The organism is Sabulibacter ruber (assembly GCF_017355955.1).
GTDB classification, from domain to species: domain Bacteria; phylum Bacteroidota; class Bacteroidia; order Cytophagales; family Hymenobacteraceae; genus Nibribacter; species Nibribacter ruber_A.
The window spans coordinates 1-240 of the sequence record NZ_JAFFID010000219.1 but is presented as its reverse complement, the minus strand read 5'-3'; the positions used below and the strand labels follow the sequence as shown (position 1 = coordinate 240).

1 protein-coding gene is annotated in these 240 nt (G+C 68.8%); it reads right to left on the bottom strand.

Annotated features, from left to right (window positions below):
- Positions 1 to 240, bottom strand: a 240-nt coding sequence (locus JT719_RS25115) for a glycosyltransferase (RefSeq protein WP_207436499.1), incomplete at both ends; no start/stop codon positions are given.

Sequence of the window (240 nt, the reverse complement as noted above, 5' to 3'; positions counted from 1 at the left end):
CACGACGACGAAGTCCGGCTGCCGTTCCAGCCCGCCCAGATGCGCCAGCGCGTTGTTGATGTTGCCAGCCTTGGCGTGGCTGTTGTCCGGCCGGCGGAGATAGCCGCAGCCCTTGTGGGCGCACAGCTCCGCCAGCCAGTCGCGCTTGCCGTCGTCCAGCACCCAGACGCGCAGGCGCGGGTGGTCGATCCCCAGCGCGCCGACGATGGTGCGGGTGAGGATCGATTCCTCCTCGTTGTA